We start from the raw sequence: 15,859 nt of genomic DNA on the forward strand, positions 1-15,859 counted from the left end.
GGATGTCTCTCCAAAAAGGAGACCACCGGAAAGCCGGCGGTCTCCTTTTTTGTGTTCACCTGTAATCAAGGCAGGCGCTGCAGTGCATTTTTTAACATGGTCCAGAACATGTCCTGGTTCAGTTCCCGCGCGACATGGACATTTGGTGCTTTTCCGGTCGTCTGCAGCGCATCAATAACCGTCATGCCTGTCGTATAGGTGCCGTGCGTTTCTACAGTAACCGGAAGATGCTCGGTGGTAAAGACATTCTCATCAATACTGAAGGCCACCGCACACGCGTCATGTATCGGCGCCGCAGAAAAGCCGAAAAGACTGTGATATGTACCGGCGAAATAATCGAGAAGCTCTGCGGTGAAGGCTGCAGCATTCGTACCCGCTTCGCGGAGAAATTCTTTCTCTTCCTGCCCCGCAAGCGCCTGATGGGTAAGATCAAGTCCTGCCATCGTAATCGGCAGACCACTTTCGAAGACAATACGGGCCGCTTCAGGGTCGGCGTAAATATTAAATTCCGCCGCGGGCGACCAGTTCCCGTAAGAACCCCCGCCCATCAGTACAATACCTGCAATATTCTTCTTCACCGCAGGATAACGTTTCAGGAGCCAGGCAATGTTTGTCAGCGGTCCGGTCGGGACAAGCGTAATCGGTTCGTCCGCTTGAAAAAGCATCTCTGCGGTCATATCCACCGCGTGCCGGGTGTCCACTGTTTTCTCCGGTTCCGGCAGATCCGGTCCTTCCAGTCCGCTTTCCCCGTGGATATGCGGCGCGGTTACCGCGGTTCGTACGAGAGGTTCGCCGGCACCCTCTGCTACCGGAACGTGATCAAGCCCCGCCTTTTCCGCGATAATCAGGGCATTTCTTGTCGTATGCCCAATCAGCGCGTTCCCGGACACTGTCGTAATCGCCTGAATATCCACTTCCGGCGACCCGGCTGCAAGGAAAATCGCAATCGCATCATCATGACCGGGATCGCAATCCATGATAATCGGTTTTGGCATAGGTATGTTCCTTTCTTTTCGTGACATTTCTCTTTATTGTAACACGGGCGCATCGTTCATAGTGCCTGGACGACGGGAAAGACGTCTGTGCTTTGTATGATGAACCGACCGTGGACAGTTTCGCGTCTTATAAAGAAACATATAGAAAAGCTCCCCGCTGTCCGCTGGAACAGCCGGGAGCTTTTATCCCGCGTTGCATGATAGTATCTCAGGACTTCTTATCAATCAGTCATGAGAGATGGCGATTTTGCCGAAGAATTTCTGGCTGTCCAGGTACCGGTATGCCTCGGCTGCCTGCTCCATTGGGAACACGCTGTCGACGACGGGTACCATGTTTTTGTCGTTGATTACCTGGTTCATGTTTTCAAAATCCTGACGGCTTCCCACGCCGATTGTGCGGGTGGAGGCGGAGCCGAAGAGATCGAAGTAATCAATTTTATCCCCTGTACGGCTGAGTACTCCGATCAGGGAGAGCTCATCACCGGGTGCGACCGCTTTGAGGGACTGCTGAATGGTGGCAGGCCCGACAACTTCCACCACGCGGTTCACACCGACACTGCCGGTCAGTTCTTTTGCTTTTTCTCCCCAGTTCGGGGTCTCGTTGTAATTAATAACCTCATCCGCACCGAGCTCTTTTAGTTTCCTTGCTTTCTCGTTGCTGGAAGTCGTTGAAATAACGTTGATACCCAGTTGTTTGGCAAGCTGCAGCGCGTACACAGACACGCCCCCGCTTCCAAGTGTGAGAATTGTATCCCCGGCCATCAATGGACTCGGCCCGTGCAGAGCGTTCCATGCCGTTACACCCGCACATGGGAGGGTCGCGGCCTGCTCAAACGTTAAATGATCAGGAACTTCAACGAGGAGCTCCGGATTCATCACTTTATATTCTGTCAGCCAGCCGTCGCTGTGGGATCCGTATGGCTCGGTATAGGTCGGGCGGCGCCCGCTGAACCATTCTTTCGTGAAGTTTCCTGCAACCCGGTCGCCGACCTGAAAACGCCGTACGCCTTCGCCGACTTCCACGATTTCCCCAGCGCCGTCAGACAACGGAATGAGGTCCGGCTTCATGCCGCCCGGGTACTCTTCCTTCAGCATCGCGAGATCCCGGAAGTTCAGAGAGGACGCTTTGACTCTAACGACCACTTCTCCGCGCTGGGCGGAGGGAATCGGTTCTGTCACTGTATACAGATTATCCGCGCTTCCTTCTTTCTCAAGACGAATGGAGCGCATCGTACCTTCCTGTGCTGCCATATTCGAATCCTCCTTCAGGTAGTTGTTTAAACCTTCCATTACCTATCATAAAAAGGAAATGCCCAAAGCGTCCAGTTATATGCATCAGCTTTCCCTCCTATTCAGAGGTGTAACAGGATCGTCCGCCCTTTCTTGCGCGAACATCTGCTGTAGAAAAGAGAGATCTTGTGGGCACGCAGGTTACAGACAAGCAGGGTACTATCAACCATAGAGAGGAGCCGCACTGGTAAGAGGAGGCCGAGGAGAAAAAGAAGTGTTAATGAACATAGAGCCGTATAAAAGCGACCTTCTTTCCAACCGGCGTTTCAAAACGCCGGAGACGTCCCGTGAATCATCAGAAAGTATATGGTTAAACAGCGTACTTATCCCGCAGGCTGCGCGTGGCGGCGCATAGATAACGGCATCACAGACAGGATATTGCACGTTTTCAGCGACCGTACCGCATTCCGCTCATGACACCAGACCAGCACATTTCTCCGGTTCAGCTGGTACACTGTCACAGTGCGCTGCGTCATAGTGCCGTCTTTCCGCTCGTAAATCACCTGGACCGGGTCTTTTGTTTCTGCCGCTCTCATCAAAACGCTGTTCATATCGATGCCTCCTGTCCCCTTTTTTTACATTATATACGAACAATTGTTTTATTTCAAGCAAAATAAGAATAAACGTTCGACCTTTTGACCTTCTTCCTGTATCTTTTTATACAGATGAAATTGTGGTAAAATTTTCAATAAAGAGACGGGTATTTCCCATCTGACAGAGGAGTGGCTGCTTTGGATGAACGAATAGAATCTGTGATCGAGTATGCGAAAACGACGCTCGGCCTCGGGCAGTATCACCTGCTGACACACGACATCCTCCGATCGGTTAATGTGTTGAATCAAACGATTTATACATTAAGCATGGAATGGCTTCCGCCCCACGTGACAGAGCACGATGAGGAAGGACTCAACCCGGCAGGAACAGCTTCCGTTGATATCAACATACATACGCATCGCTTTCAGAGCATTATCTTTGTCCACGGTGAATCCTATGCAGATGGATACAGGTTCGACCATACAGACAGTGAAACCATTATCACCTGCAGCAGACGGCAGCGTGTTTTTATTGGATGATTTATAAGATCTTTCTTAACCTGGATGACGAAGAAAGGCCGGGTGCAGACGTTGCTGCACCCGGCCTTTCTTTGGTTACCTAGTTATTGTTTACATCCACGATGCGTTCTTCGATTTCAGGATCGACGGTACCTAATTCGGCAACATGATCCCGCAGATTCTGCCAGTCGCTGAGGCCAAGATCTGTCACGCGTCCTTCATCGTAAAGATCGGCAAAGACATCATATCCGTCCCCACCTTTCGCGGTAAACGCGTTGGTAGCAACGACATACTGCTGGTCGTCTTCAACCGGTGTGAAATCTCCATCCTGCTTTATTTCAACCGTCTGGATACGGTTCCCGGCTTCATTGGAGCTGTCGTACGTGTACGTCATTCCGCTCACGTGCAGGAAACCTCCATTCTCCGCAGGAACCTGGCTGACGCTGTGTTCAAGAGCCTGTTTCAGTTCCGCTCCTGTGATCTCCATCGTCGCGAGTGTGTTTCCAAACGGCAGTACGGAGATGATCTCTCCATTAGTGATCGGCCCCTGATCGATAGATGTACGGATACCGCCGCCGTTTTGGAGAGCGGCAGTTGTTTCTTCATTGTACTCTTTGGCTTTGGCAAGCATGGCGTCAGTAATGAGGTTCCCCAGTTTCGTTTCACTGTTTCTCACACTGGTGTCATCCCCGTTCTCCAGACGCGGGTTCGGAAGAGCTTCTGCGGCAACTCCGCCGCTTTCTTCATTCTGCACTTCGTCAATTTGGGCCGCATACGGCGCCAGAGCAGCGGCTGCTTCTTCATTTTCAGCCTGCTCCCCGATTTCAATTAATTCTCCCTGGTGCTCAGTGACTACACCAGAATCGTTGAATCCGACCTGAAGCGTTCCAAGAAATTCACCGTATTGAGAAGCCTGTACGATGACAGTCGGCTCGCCGCTGTCTTCCCCTACAACATCGGGCTCCGACAGTTCGGTGTGCGTGTGGCTTCCGACGATGACATCAATCCCGTCCACCTGCTCGGCAAGCTGCAGGTCGTTGTCGTATTCCGGATTGTCATCATATCCGATGTGGGTCAACGCGATGACCTTGTTAACACCCGCATCTTCAAACTGATTAACAGCTTCCTGCGATGATTCAATGTAGTCTTCAAACGACACATCCGCAGGGCTTGAAATATCCGCTGTTTCGGACGTCGTCAATCCGAATACGCCTATCTTCTCCCCGTTCACTTCTTTCACAATGCTGTTGTAAATCTGACCATCTTCCGGCTCTTCGGTCATCTCATCATGAAACAACCCGCTCATATTGGCATCCTGGGAAAAGTCCAGGTTGGAGCTGACAAACGGAAATGCAGCACCGCTGACGAATTCCGAAAGCGCCTGGTGTCCTTCCGAGCTCGAGCCTAAATCAAACTCATGATTTCCAAAGGTCGCCATGTCATAGTTCATGAGATTCATCAGTTCGAGTCCGGCCTGTCCCTGGAATTCATTGAAATAGAGCGTACCGGAGAACATATCGCCTGCATCAAGCAGGAGAGAGTCAGGATGCTCCACGCGGTAATTTTCCACGGCAGTCGCCAGTTTCGGCATCACGTCGAGATGGGCGTGGATGTCATTCGTGTGCATGATCGTCAATTCGGAGCTTACTGCACCCTCTTCCGAACCTTCACCAACGCTGCCTCCGCTCTCCTGTTCTTTCAGATCCTGGGCACGGTGGACAAATGTCGAGAATGCTCCGCGTGATACAGATTCTCCCGGACGGAAATCATCCAGTTGTGTCGTAAGCTCCAGATCAGCCAGTGTCTGAACATTCTCGTCATGGGACGCGTGTACATTGTCCAGGTTCACATCCACCTCGTCCGATTCACCGTCCAGCTCACGAAGACTCAGCGCAGGCACGAGAACCGAAGCGGTCTGCTGGCGGGTGATGGACGCAGAAGGATGGAATTCCCCTTCTTCATTTCCGCTGAAAATCCCGGCTTGTGTTACAGCTGCAATTTCTTCGGCATACATGTGATCTATGTCGACATCTTCGTACTGATTAAGTATCTGTTCCACGTCTTCCGGAACCGGTACATCGGCAGCCTCAGCAAGCATCACTGCGGTATGCTGCCTTTTCACATCCTGCCACTGCCTGAATGTGCCATCTTCATACCCCTGAATGATTCCCTGTTCTGTCAGCGATTGAATCGCTTCGAAATGCGTGCCGCTCTCTTCCACATCACTGTAGCCCGCTGCCGCCGACACTTCCATCTGCGGCGCTGCAATCAGTGCTGCTGCGGCGAGTGCTAAAGAAGACAGACTTGTTCTTCGACCCCTCTTCGAGTGAAACATGGACAAAAACCTCCCCCAAAATCAGCTGCATATAGCATACAGCTTCGTATGCTTTCATTGTATGGTCAGGTCTGCAAATAGACAAGTCTTTTTCCGTATCTTTAAAAAAGCTTTACAAACCCGTGGAGATATTATTTCCTTATCTTTTTATACTCATGTGATAATAAAAGACAAACACTTTTGTTATATGGTGCAGTCAGGTACATTTCCGGGAGCTGTGTTATCATAAAAGGGAGTGTACACACTGAAGGGGTTTTAATGACGATGAAGGTTCCGATTCTTTATGAAGACAATCATTTACTTTTTGTAGAAAAACCGGTGAACGTGCCTGTTCAGGAGGATCGTTCCGGGGATAAGGATCTGCTGACGTTTTTGAAAGAAGATATAAAAGTCCGGCATCAGAAGCCGGGAAACGTATACCTCGGGCTGGTGCACCGGCTGGACCGTCCTGTCGGAGGAGTCATGGTGTTTGCCAAAACTTCCAAAGCGGCTTCCCGGCTTTCCGACAGCATCCGGCGCGGTGCCATGGAGAAACATTACCTGGCTGTGCTGCGGGGACAACCCCCAAAGCCTGAGGACAGGCTGGAGGATTATCTGGTCAAAGACCGCCGGAACAATGAAGTGAGCGTTACAGATCCCGGCCGGGACAAGGCGCAGAAGGCGGTGCTGGAATACGAAACTGAAGGAACCGCAAAAGATGTAAGCCTCGTTTCCATTCAGCTTCACACAGGACGGCCGCACCAGATACGCGTTCAGTTCGCCTCCCGCGGCTGTCCGCTGTACGGCGACCAGAAATACGGCAGCAGCGTTAATAAGCCCGGCCAGCAGATTGCGCTGTGGTCCCAAACCCTCGCTGTCGAACATCCAACGAAAAAAGAAGAAATTAAAGTGCATTCCAACCCGCCGGAGGAACATCCCTGGAACCTCTGGAAAGGAAAAGCATAATAAAGAGACTGGGACAAAACGTTTATATGATAGAAAAATGCCGAACGATTTCAGGAAATCGTTCGGCATTTTTCGTTGCCCGTTTGCCGGAATCTAAACCGCACCTGACCTGCTCTGCGATGGGATCACGGTGCCAGCCGGTATATTTGTTTGTTTTGTCCAGGTTGGGAGGACGAACGTCGTTGGGAATGGGTTCTAAGGCACTTCAGGGGGTTACGATCCCCCGTAAACGTCGTTGGGGACATTGCCTGAGGCACTTTATAGTATTCGGTGCCCCCATAAACGTCACTATGAATGATTCATAAGGCACTTTAGAGGTTTTCCAGCCCTGGTAAACGTCATCATGAACGGATCGAGACTGCGTTCATCGGGGGAAACGAACGGACTGATGCAGTAAAAAGCCCTCGTCGCTGCGTGAAATGTGGGATGAATAGTCATAAGGTAACCAACGCCTCCGTAAACGTTATTATCCTGTGGAAGTATGTCACGTGCGGACGCGGGCCCTGAGCAAGAGTCGAAGCATTTTGGCTTCGCTGCTATGTGGCTCCTAAACAGCGACTCAAGACTTTCATGTTTTCCTGCGCATCGGTATCTTTTGTCCCGGTCTCTTTGTATAGTGTTTCCTGCTTTCTTTTTGACATTCCAGCCTGAAATAGATTCATTTAGTCGTCGGTCATGACTTTTTGGAAGCATACGAACGTGAACATTCCCGAGGCCGCCGTCCACAGCGTGAGGACACCAAGCGGGGCCCATGTGCCTGCGCTGTGCATTTCGATCACCTGCATAAGCGGGAACATATCAATAATGTTCATGATGACCGATCCCTCTCCTATACCGAGCAGCGTAATCATCGGTGTAAAACCAAACAGAATCATCACTATCATCAAATAAGCAGAAGTGGAGGCCACAGATTTTGCAAATAAACCAACACCAATACCAAGCAGCAGAAAGAACAGAAACAACAGAATAATCCCCATGATTATTTTAAAGTTCAAGAACGGTTCTATGCCGACAATAAACAGCGAAACAGCAAGAGACAAGACGGTCACAAGCCCGGTAACCAGACTTTTCCCTATAATAATGTCCCATAATGTGGCCGGTGATTGTATCAATCCCCGCAACGTATGTTTCTCGTTTTCTTCCGCCAATATGGTCATAATAGAACCTGACGTCACGACTGAAAATGTAATACCGACAATGAGATAATGCATGATAACGGGAAGTCCCCCATTACCGGACTGGTTGAAAAACAATGTCATCAAAACCGGAGTTACCGGAAGCAGAGCGACCATCATATTTTTCATGAAATCTTTCAGATCTTTTTCAAAAATCGCACTTATTCGTTGAATACGCATTATACCAGTTCCTTTCCCGTCACTTTTAGAAAGATCTGCCCGAGCGTGGGATGATCGGTCTGCATCGTTTTAATGCGGCCGTCTTCAATCAACTGCTTCATGCGCTCGGCATTTTCCGGTTCATTCTCAATAACCAGCTGCTCACCCGAAAACGTTTCGACGTGAAAAGTATGGGTGGAATAGGCGTAGCGAAGCGCCGCAGGACTGTCTATTTCCTGAAATTCTCCTTGATGCAAAAACGCCACACGATCACATAATTCCGTCGCTTCCTCCATATTGTGCGTCGTCAAAACAATCGTTGTTCCAGCTTCATTCAGTTTCTGCAGCCCCCGGTGAATACGCGCCATGCTGGCAGGGTCCAGCGCAGACGTCGGTTCGTCCAGAAATACCAGTTCCGGTTTATGGATGAGAGCCTTAGCCAGCAGAACCCGCTGCTTCATTCCTTTGGAAAGCTTGGCAACGGTTTTGTCCCCTTCTTCATGCAGATCCATATCGCGCAGTATGACGTCGATTTGATGAACGGGGGTGTCGTACAACTTACAAAATAATTTCAGATTGTCGAAAACGGTTAACCGCTCATACAACGCGCTGTTATCCGACAATATGCCGATTTTGGTTTTGAAATCGGAAGTCCCCAGCCTCTCGGAACTTCTGCCGAGGACTGTTACATCACCTTCGGTTGGTGATAATTCACCGGTCAACATTTTTACTATCGTTGTTTTACCGGACCCACTCGGACCGAGAAGTCCGAAAATCTCTCCCTGTTTCACCTGAAAATCGACATGGTGAACGGCTGTACTCCTGCCAAATACTTTCCGCAGTCCTTTTACATCTACCGCATGATTCATAAAATAACCTCCTTTGGCCAACTGCTTTCATTCTAAGCGTTTGACCGGAAGGAAGCAGCATGACAGCAGTGAATGGTACCGCCGGAAGCGTGAAATGTACCGGATGCAGGATGAAAAACGGCAGGAGAAAACCAGCCGTCCCGCCTCTTTTATCCAAATGGTACTTACCGGAGGCTGAATTTATCCTGGATGTCCTGAAGTTTTGTGCGGGAAAGAGGAATAGTGGACTGCATTTTATTATCCATTCTTAACGAGTAAGCGTTTTTCGACCATGTAATGATTTCGCGTACTTTCTGGAGATTTACAATATAGGAACGGTGGCAGCGGTAGAATCCATATACCTCCAGCTTTTTCTCGGCTTCCGCCAGTGTGGAATCCATCGTATAGGATTCTTCATTGATAACAATCACCGCTTTGCCGTCCCGGCTTTCTATGTAGTCAATCTCCGGCGGGTCAAAGAGTATCACTTTGTCTCCCACCTTTGCCGGGATTTTAAACAGATTGGCTGCAGCAGGAGCACCGGTATGTTCTGGTTCAGAAGACGTTTCCTCCTGCGTCTCCACCTCCTGCAGCCCGTTTGGATTCAGCTTGTACGCCGCATCTCCAAGGAGTATGGCGTGCTCCATATTGGATACCAGTACAAGAACAGGAACGGCCTCTTCCTTTAACTTGTGAAGCATGTTGAGAAACGTATTCATAGTTTTGATATCTACGCCGTGTACAGGCTCACGAAATACCATCGCCCGTCCCCCGCTCATATAACATTTCGCAAAATAGATCCGGCGCATGTCAGATACCGAGCACTGCTGCAATGTCTGTCCGGCACAGCTCTGCAGGTCGAACTGCACGAGAATCTCCGGCAGCGGCACCCGGCACCCATACCATTTATGATAAAATGAAACATTATCTTCGACCGTGAGGCGGGTGTAGAATCCTTCCTGGTGATCAAAAACAGATAGACCGTTATGGATGCAAAGAACATGCTGCACCGCCGTCTGTGTGTCCGAATCACCATGCACCGCCGCTGCATGGGAATCCTCTACAGTAAGCGAAAACAACGGAAGTGTATCATGGAATGCATCCTCTTGATTCACTGTAAAATGTGCCATGTTGTTATCCTTTCTTTTATGTATTATCACACAGCCTTGCAGCCGTGATTGCCTATATGTTTCGAATCACGTTCATGCCTATGATAACAAAGAAATCTTCACAGAAGATGATAGTTATTGTATCATAATCTTTTTTCTTTCATAGGCTGGTTCCTCTTCACAAACCAAAAGACATAGCTTAGCATATAAAAGGTACTGATTATTACAAAAAAAGGAGTCTTTCCATGAACACCGTCCGACATATCAGCTCGTTTATGAGCCGGTATTTTGCTCTTATTGTTATTCTTGTATCCGTCGCAGCCTATTTGGCACCGAATGCATTTGTCTGGCTGGGGTCCTATATTACAGTGCTGCTGGGCCTTATCATGTTCGGTATGGGTATGACGATGAAACTTAGTGATTTCCGTATTGTTGCAAAGCAGCCCATCCCTGTGATTATCGGCCTGCTTGCTCAATTTCTCATTATGCCGCTCGCCGCGTTTGCCATCGCAACCGTCATGGGACTCCCTCCGGAACTTGCAGCAGGCTTAGTGCTCGTAGGCGCCTGCCCCGGCGGTACCGCCTCCAACGTCATGGTTTACTTATCCAATGGAGATGTGCCCGTTTCCGTTGCAATGACGTCGGTATCCACGATGCTCGCGCCGCTTTTGACACCGCTGATTGTCTACCTGCTTGCCAACCAGTGGCTTCCGGTAGGCGCCGGTGACATGTTCCTTTCCATCATACAGGTCGTTATTATTCCCATTGCCCTCGGCCTGCTTACTGCGAGTTTTTTCCCTGGCTTTACAGAAAAGGGACAGTCTGTTCTGCCGCTCGTTTCCATTACAGCCATTATTCTAATCGTAGCTGCTGTCGTCGCCGGAAACAAGACGAGCATTGCAAGCTCTGGTATCGCTGTATTTGCAGCTGTCATTGTGCATAACGGCATCGGACTTGCTCTTGGCTACCTGGCCGCAAAATGGACAGGTCTTGATGAAACAAAACGCCGGGCTGTCTCCATTGAAACAGGCATGCAGAACTCCGGACTCGGCGCGACACTCGCGACAGCCCACTTCAGCCCGCTCGCCGCCCTGCCAAGCGCCATTTTCTCGATCTGGCACAACATCTCCGGCCCCATGCTTGTCTCCTACTGGAGTACACGAGGCGGAATCAAAAAGAAAAAATAACAAAAATCATCTGCCCTGCTCTTATAAGAGCAGGGCATTCTTTTTAACTAGTACTTCCTTTAATATAGAGGCTGGAAAAAGGAAATAAATCAACCAAAATTGTAGACTCATGGAATTTTAGTAGGTAAAATGTGCATGTATTTTATTGAAATGGGGGTCTATTATGAAAAAATTTGGGATTGGTTGTCTGGCTGCAATTGGGGGATTAGTTGTACTAATAGTTATTATTGCTATTTTTACCAGCGGCGATTCCACGCAGACTTCAGATGACAACGGAACATCAGATTCCGAGGAATCTTCAACCAGCAGTGGTGATGAATCCAGTGAAAGTTCATCCGGAAGCAGTAACGAAGAAACGCCAACACATTCCATCGGTGATACTGTTGAAGTGGGGCAGGTTTCTTATACTATAAACAGTATGGAAACGGCACAGGAAGTTGGACCGGATATGCTCAGCACAACAACGGAAGAGACATTTATCATTTTAGATGTTGAATTTACTAATAACGGAAATGAAGCAGTTACAGTAGACAGCAACTATATAAAATTATTGAGTGGCGGATCCACATATGAACCTTCTTCAGAAGCTACGACGTCAGCGAACTCAACACAAAATGACTCCACCAGTTTCTTTTTAGAAGAAGTAAACCCCGGCTCCAGCACAAGCGGCAAGGTAGTCTTTGAAGTCGTTCCTGAACTCGCTGAAGCTTCAGATCTACAGGCAGAATTACAAGAAGGATTCTTTGGCAGCAACACCGCTGTTGTTAATCTCAATCAATGATGATTATACACATTTATATTGACAAAGCCCTGTCCCACGCCATATGTGGCATGGAACAGGGCTTTTTGTGCTGCAGCGACGAAGATTATGTATTGTAAAGCATCTCTCCTCTTCCACCTCTTTCGTATAAAGGAAAGAAGGCTTTTGTTACTGCGAATCGCTTAAGCCATTTTTCCTCGTGTCCATATTCCTTTAAATGGTGACATTCTATCCGTTTTCTTTTCTCCCCAGCGTTAACGCACCAATAATCAGTGGAATCTGCAGCGGCAGACGCAGCCACAGCAGCCAGGGGCTGATCTGTCTATCCGGTGAGAATGATATTTTTTTCACAGCCATATATACATTCGCAGGAAAAACAGCAATCATGAAGAAAGCCAGGAGCTTTCCTGTCATACGCTGCCCTTTTCTCACCCAGAGCAATAAGGAAAATACCATTTCCATCACACCGGTGAGGAGTACAATACCCCGCCGGAAAGGCAGGATCTTCGGCACAATCCGGCGGAATCCCCGCTCGTGTACAAAATGCAGGACACCAGCCCCAAACAAAACTATCGAATATAATGTTCGGAAAAACACTTTCATATGTGTGCCACCTTTTTCATTTATTATTTTCCTGACAATACCCTAAACCTTTATCATGGTTTAAAGATGGATAAGAATATTAACGAGCCTGCCGAATGGATCTTTTACAAAAAACGCCGTACGCCCCATGGCTCCTCGACCGGTCCGTATTCCACCGGAATGCCGGCCTCCTTCATGCGGGTAACCGCCTCGTCAAGATTGTCCACCTCAATAGAAAGGTCAGGCACCGGTGTTCCTGAACCGCCTTCGGACAGAAAATTAATCTGCGTATCCATTTTCTCATGCGAACCGTACGTTGCGATAAATCCCATATCCATCAACTGATCAAGTCCGAGCAGCTCCCCGTAGAAGTACTTGGCTTCAACAGTATCCTGTATCTCCACATTGGCAACAATCCGTTTTACCTTCATTCCTTCACCTTCTTTTGTTCCTTTTATAGAACTATCATCACTTTGAATTGTAAATGTACACTCGCATTTTGGCCGCTTTTAATGTTAGGTAAATCAACATAGAGATAAAAAAATACCCAAATAGCAGCGCAAACGATAAACATTCCTGAAAATCAAGGCAAAACATTTATCGACAGCGCCGAAAGAATCGAATGTTTCAAATCAAATTACAAAGAACGCTTGTTCGTTTTTTCTGCAAAAAAGACAGGCTGCGCACATGTAATGAAGAGAAGATAGTACCAGTTTGCTATGTAAAATCTCGAAGAAAATCAGATAGTGTATAAACTGAAATATACTCCTTTATTTCATCAGTGTGAAAATCTTTATCCCCGGTTATCAAAATATCCGGTTCAGCCATGATCAGCGAAACAAGAATAGGGATATCCTTTTCATCACGGATATCTGGAATTACATTATATCACAAAAACACTTTTATTATGGAACAGAATACTCTTATTATCAGAAAATTCTTTCATAATCTACATATTATATATTGATCATTCATAACATTGAATTCAAGAAGAAGCCACAGATAAAATCGGGTCGATCTTAAAATGAATGTTTGCAACCACGCTTGTTGATTCACCATATAAAGGAATGGGAAAGGATTCTATGAGGAGAGTGCATCTGTGATCAAAGCATGTATCCCCCTTCTTTTTCGTTGGACGGAGCCGTCTGCCCGACTCCAGCGGGAGAAGCGTCAGCCGAAGATCACCGGAGGCTCATACGAGGTGAGTCAGATCGGCGCCCGGCAGGACGTGCCGGACTTAGCCGATTTTCCTCCCGGTATGTAGCTGAGGCGACGCCCTGCGGCTAAGGAGACACTGGGAGAACGACCGAAGGGAGTTCGAGCAGATGTCGCTCTTGTGCCCGGAGGGTGAAAGCGGGCAGGAAAGGCGGAGTCCAACGAAACGCTTCCTATATTTGCATAATCAACAGCCGTGGTTTGCAACTGACCTCATCCATACAAAAAGAGCAGGAACCAAAATCGTTGGAACCTGCTCTGTATCAGCTTTACTCATGGAGCTTCCTACCGGATTCGAACCGGTGACCTCATCCTTACCATGGATTCCTTTTCCCTTCGCAGGCGCTCGCACGCATTCATAAGGAAGATTGCAAACATGGACAAACGGCTTTGTACAAGGCTATTCATTCATAATACTCCGCATGTGTTTATATCGGTCGTTTGCAATCTTGTTTGCAATTAAAAAGCCAGGGATTTAAACCTGGCTCATACTGAATTTCGCTGCGACTATTAAACCTCTAAATAAATTCTATCATTATTTACAGAAGGATCTTCTGGCCTCATAAAGTGGACAGTTAATTTTGCTAGAAACAAATAATATCCTATTAAATTTAAAGTAACATCTTTTTTTAACTTATTGCTTTCAATTAGTTTGTTTATTAACTGCCTTGAAACACAATTGACTATATTAAAATCTACCACATAACTTTGAAAAGATAAGGAAGGAAGATAAAACAACTTAGTATATTTGTTATTAATAAGATTTTGTTCATCAAAACCTTCTTTTTTAAATGTCTCAATTGGGATTACGGGCACAAATACTAAAAGTCGCTCTCTTTCAGCATCACAAGTATTTGAAAGCAAAAGTGCTTTCGAATTAAATTGTCTATCATTCCCTTCTTCGTCAACGAAGGTGAATGGTATCTCAGAAAAAATATCTCCTTGTGCTAAGAAGTTAAAAACATTAGTCCTTGTACAAGTTTCTAGTTTTTCTCTAGTGTCATCTTGAATGTGTTTAACAGCTTCCCTGGTCTTACTTTCAGCATAAGGATCGATAGATGGAAACAATTCCTTAACCATTCCAACAAATTCATCAATTGAGGATTTGTTCATAAATTAAATCTTTTTCCTTTTACTATAGATATTGAGTTTAACATTTTTGTATGCATTTCTTCTTCTTTTTCAGTGAATTCACGTGATTCGCTAAATATATTATTTGCAAATTGTTGAAGGTTAATGTTTTCCATCCGTTCATGATTATTTTCATTTGTATTACTGAAAGTTTCGCTTTTAAAATTATCAAATGCAACGCTTTGTATACTGTAATCTTGCTCATCTTCAAAAGCCATTCCTGTATTTGAAATAGGAGAAGTCAAAATAGCAGCGGCAACAGTCATAGTAGCAGCAGGCCCTACTTTTAGTGTATTTTCACTCATAACTCGACTCTCCCTTCATATATGATTTGATCTAATTTGCCTGTCAAAATATCATTTGTAATTGTAAAAATCTCATCCATTACATCAACATCAGAATGATAATCCTTTTGGAAGTTATGAGCGTATCGATCGTTAATATCAATCAACACAGATAAAACATCATCTTTTTGTTGTAAATAGGCAGGCAACTCTTTTTCTCTGTTAGTCGTTTTTTCGTAAAGTCTAACATTTGAAAAAGATATATTTATGTAAAATCTTTCTCTAAGAACGTAAGTTAACTTTAGATTAACATCAAAAGGGTTTGTATTGCTTCCGATCTTTATAAAATTCTCAAACAAATGTTTCACTGGTTCTTCATCAAGATCATGAATAAATATTTCTGTAGTCAATCCCGAAAAAGAATAATTATTATCGATATAACCTTTCATTAAATTGATTAAAGGAAATATTCGATTTTCAAGGTATTCTTTGCACTTATACCAATCACTTTGAAATCTATGATCGTATTTAGTTTGCAATGATAAACGGTCTAAAGAAATATTTAGTTTTGAGTGACCTTCATGAGATTCCGTTTGAGCACGTGGTATGTCTGGTGGAGCATCATCTGGTATAGGCAATAAATGCAACGGGGTTTGAAAATGGTCTTTCAACCCATCTTCAATATTTATAAAATTACGACGCATACCCTGCTCCTTCGGGAAAAAAGCATTAAAGGTTGTTGTTTGAATTAGCATTGCAAAATCCTCTCCTAAGAATAATACATGCAAATGA

Annotated in this window: 17 protein-coding genes, 1 tRNA gene and 1 pseudogene; 6 read left to right on the top strand and 13 right to left on the bottom strand. The window is 46.5% G+C overall.

The genetic code is table 11. The features are described from left to right. Positions 1-65: 65 nt before the first annotated feature. On the bottom strand, positions 66-995 hold the full coding sequence (locus BM058_RS06555; RefSeq protein ID WP_218151890.1) for a nucleoside hydrolase: 930 nt from the start codon (positions 993-995) through the stop codon (positions 66-68). Positions 996-1,220: 225 nt separating this feature from the next. Further along, positions 1,221-2,246 (bottom strand): zinc-dependent alcohol dehydrogenase family protein, encoded by a 1,026-nt coding sequence (locus tag BM058_RS06560; protein WP_218151891.1) that lies wholly within the window; start codon positions 2,244-2,246, stop codon positions 1,221-1,223. A gap of 223 nt (positions 2,247-2,469) precedes the next feature. On the opposite strand from BM058_RS06560, the gene BM058_RS06565 reads away from it, so the two are divergent. Next, the gene (locus BM058_RS06565) at positions 2,470-2,640 is read left to right on the top strand and encodes a DUF4385 family protein (RefSeq protein ID WP_281244679.1); all 171 of its coding nucleotides are present in this window, start codon (positions 2,470-2,472) and stop codon (positions 2,638-2,640) included. Here the strand turns inward: BM058_RS06565 and BM058_RS06570 are convergent. Continuing rightward, positions 2,609-2,836 (bottom strand): WYL domain-containing protein, encoded by a 228-nt coding sequence (locus BM058_RS06570; protein WP_090926233.1) that lies wholly within the window; start codon positions 2,834-2,836, stop codon positions 2,609-2,611. The genes BM058_RS06565 and BM058_RS06570 overlap by 32 nt on opposite strands. A 180-nt stretch (positions 2,837-3,016) precedes the next feature. Between BM058_RS06570 and BM058_RS06575 the strand changes: the two genes are divergently transcribed. Next, the gene (locus tag BM058_RS06575; RefSeq protein ID WP_090926234.1) at positions 3,017-3,358 is read left to right on the top strand and encodes a hypothetical protein; all 342 of its coding nucleotides are present in this window, start codon (positions 3,017-3,019) and stop codon (positions 3,356-3,358) included. 79 nt (positions 3,359-3,437) lie between these two features. Here the strand turns inward: BM058_RS06575 and BM058_RS06580 are convergent, their stop codons facing one another. Further along, positions 3,438-5,672 (bottom strand): 5'-nucleotidase C-terminal domain-containing protein, encoded by a 2,235-nt coding sequence (locus BM058_RS06580; protein ID WP_090926235.1) that lies wholly within the window; start codon positions 5,670-5,672, stop codon positions 3,438-3,440. 264 nt (positions 5,673-5,936) lie between these two features. Between BM058_RS06580 and BM058_RS06585 the strand changes: the two genes are divergently transcribed. Continuing rightward, positions 5,937-6,617: an RluA family pseudouridine synthase gene (locus BM058_RS06585; RefSeq protein ID WP_090926269.1), complete on the top strand. Its 681-nt coding sequence runs from the start codon at positions 5,937-5,939 to the stop codon at positions 6,615-6,617. A gap of 662 nt (positions 6,618-7,279) precedes the next feature. Here the strand turns inward: BM058_RS06585 and BM058_RS06590 are convergent. The 3 genes from BM058_RS06590 to BM058_RS06600 form a co-directional block, all read right to left on the bottom strand. Beyond that, positions 7,280-7,972 (bottom strand): ABC transporter permease, encoded by a 693-nt coding sequence (locus BM058_RS06590; protein WP_090926236.1) that lies wholly within the window; start codon positions 7,970-7,972, stop codon positions 7,280-7,282. Beyond that, on the bottom strand, positions 7,972-8,820 hold the full coding sequence (locus BM058_RS06595) for an ABC transporter ATP-binding protein (RefSeq protein WP_090926237.1): 849 nt from the start codon (positions 8,818-8,820) through the stop codon (positions 7,972-7,974). The genes BM058_RS06590 and BM058_RS06595 overlap by 1 nt, the downstream gene beginning before the upstream one ends. A gap of 164 nt (positions 8,821-8,984) precedes the next feature. Next, the gene (locus tag BM058_RS06600) at positions 8,985-9,929 is read right to left on the bottom strand and encodes a response regulator transcription factor (RefSeq protein WP_090926238.1); all 945 of its coding nucleotides are present in this window, start codon (positions 9,927-9,929) and stop codon (positions 8,985-8,987) included. A gap of 224 nt (positions 9,930-10,153) precedes the next feature. Between BM058_RS06600 and BM058_RS06605 the strand changes: the two genes are divergently transcribed. Then, a complete protein-coding gene (locus tag BM058_RS06605) occupies positions 10,154-11,095 on the top strand; it encodes a bile acid:sodium symporter family protein (protein WP_090926239.1) in 942 nt (313 codons plus the stop codon). Between the two features lie 163 nt (positions 11,096-11,258). After that, the gene (locus tag BM058_RS06610; RefSeq protein WP_090926240.1) at positions 11,259-11,876 is read left to right on the top strand and encodes a DUF4352 domain-containing protein; all 618 of its coding nucleotides are present in this window, start codon (positions 11,259-11,261) and stop codon (positions 11,874-11,876) included. A 207-nt stretch (positions 11,877-12,083) separates the two neighbouring features. On the opposite strand, the gene BM058_RS06615 is transcribed toward BM058_RS06610, so the two are convergent. Together BM058_RS06615 and BM058_RS06620 are read right to left on the bottom strand one after the other, a co-directional pair. Next, complete coding sequence (locus BM058_RS06615; RefSeq protein ID WP_090926241.1) at positions 12,084-12,458, bottom strand: DoxX family protein; 375 nt, start codon at positions 12,456-12,458, stop codon at positions 12,084-12,086. 60 nt (positions 12,459-12,518) lie between these two features. Then, positions 12,519-12,868, bottom strand: a pseudogene (locus tag BM058_RS06620) (VOC family protein). A 668-nt stretch (positions 12,869-13,536) separates the two neighbouring features. Between BM058_RS06620 and BM058_RS18155 the strand changes: the two are divergent. Then, the gene (locus BM058_RS18155) at positions 13,537-13,701 is read left to right on the top strand and encodes a hypothetical protein (protein WP_177195455.1); all 165 of its coding nucleotides are present in this window, start codon (positions 13,537-13,539) and stop codon (positions 13,699-13,701) included. A 227-nt stretch (positions 13,702-13,928) separates the two neighbouring features. Here the strand turns inward: BM058_RS18155 and BM058_RS18160 are convergent. The 4 genes from BM058_RS18160 to BM058_RS06640 all read right to left on the bottom strand — a co-directional run bounded on the left by BM058_RS18160 (position 13,929) and on the right by BM058_RS06640 (position 15,822). Further along, positions 13,929-13,996 (bottom strand) — tRNA-Thr (locus BM058_RS18160). 166 nt (positions 13,997-14,162) lie between these two features. Next, positions 14,163-14,765: a hypothetical protein gene (locus BM058_RS06630; RefSeq protein ID WP_090926242.1), complete on the bottom strand. Its 603-nt coding sequence runs from the start codon at positions 14,763-14,765 to the stop codon at positions 14,163-14,165. After that, positions 14,762-15,088 (bottom strand): hypothetical protein, encoded by a 327-nt coding sequence (locus BM058_RS06635; protein WP_090926243.1) that lies wholly within the window; start codon positions 15,086-15,088, stop codon positions 14,762-14,764. The genes BM058_RS06630 and BM058_RS06635 overlap by 4 nt, the downstream gene beginning before the upstream one ends. Then, positions 15,085-15,822 carry a hypothetical protein gene (locus BM058_RS06640; protein ID WP_090926244.1) on the bottom strand — a complete coding sequence of 246 codons (738 nt, stop codon included), beginning with the start codon at positions 15,820-15,822 and terminating at the stop codon, positions 15,085-15,087. The genes BM058_RS06635 and BM058_RS06640 overlap by 4 nt, the downstream gene beginning before the upstream one ends. Between the last annotated feature and the right edge of the window lie 37 nt (positions 15,823-15,859).

It is taken from the genome of Salibacterium qingdaonense (assembly GCF_900114715.1).
GTDB classification, from domain to species: domain Bacteria; phylum Bacillota; class Bacilli; order Bacillales; family Marinococcaceae; genus Salibacterium; species Salibacterium qingdaonense.